The sequence below is a fragment of the Dyella sp. genome (assembly GCF_035486915.1).
Lineage (GTDB): Bacteria > Pseudomonadota > Gammaproteobacteria > Xanthomonadales > Rhodanobacteraceae > Dyella_B.
Map to the genome: position 1 here is coordinate 1 of NZ_DATHMR010000084.1, position 2317 is coordinate 2317.

General features: G+C 57.1%; 1 protein-coding gene. It reads right to left on the bottom strand.

Going from position 1 to position 2317, the window contains the following annotated elements; all coding sequences use genetic code 11:
• Window positions 1-395: 395 nt before the first annotated feature.
• Window positions 396-2317 (bottom strand): glycogen debranching N-terminal domain-containing protein (locus VK725_RS06795; protein WP_325317301.1); only part of this gene is annotated, 1922 nt, incomplete at its 5' end.

The window sequence follows — 2317 nt, forward strand, 5'->3', positions numbered from 1 at the left end:
AGGGCCAAGCATCTCGTCGCCCAGGCCGTCGAACAGTTTTCCGCAGATAAACGGAAAATGCGCCGGGTAAGTCAGCGCCACGGCATATTCACATCGCTACGCGGTCCCGCCCGTGATTGATCCCCGACATTAAATAAAGCGATCCGATCCAGATCCGGCCCAGCAATAGGATCAGCGGCTGCGCAGAACAAGAGAATCGATAACACGCAAAGCCAAAACGTTCACCCTAAACAGTCTTGGCGTTTGTCTTCTAGTGCAAGGAGAAAGCATGAGCAATCAGGTCCACTTCGCTGATGTTGCGAAGATCGGTCATCTCAAGGACTATCATCAGATGCGTCGCAACCATCTCAAAAGCTGAGATGGCCGCATCCACGCTGCGCTCGCCGCCGGATAATTCAGCCGAACCGTGTTTCGTTCGAGTCTCTTAGGGTCGGCGCGATGCTCATTCGCTCGATTGCGTCGCGCTTTCCCTTTGTCACTTCAAACAATGTATCCTTGCCGTTCCGCCAGAAGCGAATATCGAAGCGTCGCCGCCCCAGTCGCAAATCGGCCAAGGTTATGTCGGGCAGCCAGTCCGGCAGCGCAGGATCAACATAGAGCTTGCCGCGCGGGGCATCCTGCTGAAGTCCAAGCATCGCCTGCAATAGCATGAATGGCGTCCCCGCTGCCCAGGCCTGTGGCACGTTGGCGCCGAGATACTGTACCGGGAAACTCGTGGGATCGCGTTGCAGTCCGGCATACAACTCGGGCAACTGATTGAGTAGAAAATGGCTCGCCGCGCCACTGACATCACGCGCCACCATCGACGCTTCGGCGGCGAATCCATATCGGCGCATTCCCATTGCAATCAGCGAATTGTCGTGCGGCCAAACCGCTCCGGTCTGATAATTGTAGGGATTGAACGAGGGATGGTGTGACGACAGTGTGCGAATGCCCCAGCCGCTCCACATATCCTTCTGCATCAACCGCTTGACAACGAGGGCGGCGCGTTCCGGCGCGATGATGCCCGACCACAGACAATGGCCTACATTGGATGCCACCGACAGAACCTTTTTCTTGTCGCCATCCAATGCATAGGCGTAGAAGCCCGACTTTTCGTCCCAAAAGTCCTTGTTGAATCTCTTGAACAGCACTGCGGCTTTCTTGCGTAGCGCGTTGGCACGTCGTTTGTTGCCAATCTCGTCGTACACCTCGGCCATGCGCAGCCACGCGTCGTAGACATAGCCCTGCAATTCGCACAGCGCCTTCGGCCCGCGCACAAGTTCGCCGTCGGGATACATCACGGAATCCCCGGAATCCTTCCAGGCCATATTTTCGTAACCGGCCGTCGAGCGCGTCTGATATTCTTGGAAGCCATCGCCGTCGCGATCGCCGTATTTGTCGATCCAGGTCAGGCACGCTTCTGCGTTCGGCAGATGCCGCTCGATCAATGTCCCGTCGCCGGTTGCCCGCCATGCCGAATGCAGTGCAATCAGATAGAGGGGTGTCGCGTCCGCGGTTCCGTAATAGGGCGTGTGCGGAATTAGCTTGAAGTAGGCCAGTTCACCATAACGCAGTTCATGCAAGATCTTTCCCGGCTCGGCGTCGCGATAATCGTCGCGCTTTGTCGCTTGGTATTGTCCTAATACCTCCAGGGTCCCGGCGGCGAATTCCGGGTAGACAATCATCGTCTGCAGCGAAACGATCAGGGTATCACGGCCGAATAGCGCCACGAACCAAGGCAATCCGGCGGCCGGCACGAACACCATGTGATCCATACCCAGCAACGGAAGCCGCAAGGCAGCCATGTCCTGCACTCCCTGATTATAGCAGCGATAGAACTCCTCGTTGCTGGTCTCGATTTTCAGGACTGTTTGCTGCCATTCATCTATATTGCGAGAGTGGCCCGACGTGACGCTGGAATGAATACATTCCTTTGATGCCCGAAAGCGTTTCGAGCCGTCCACAAGGTCGTAGATCAGGCAGCGGTGCCAGGCCTGCCCGGGCTTCAGTTCAATGTCGAAACTCAAGCGTCCGTTGGCGTATACCGTCGGCCTGCCGTCGCCCTCGCCGGAACGGACGATTACTTCACGGCAAAAACCCCTGTTGCGATAGGTCACCCGAAGTATTTCCCGCTTGGCCGACCATGAGGTGATGATGTGGCCACGCCGCACGATGTTGTCGCCCTTCACCTCGAAGATGTCGGCGAAATCGGCGCGCATCGCGACCTCCAGATTGAAACGAACTGGCTTTTGGCTGTTGTTAGTGATCTCGACGTCTTCGTGCAGTCCGCCATCGACTTGACGGCCAATCACCAAGCCCAGGGTGCGCGCCGCGA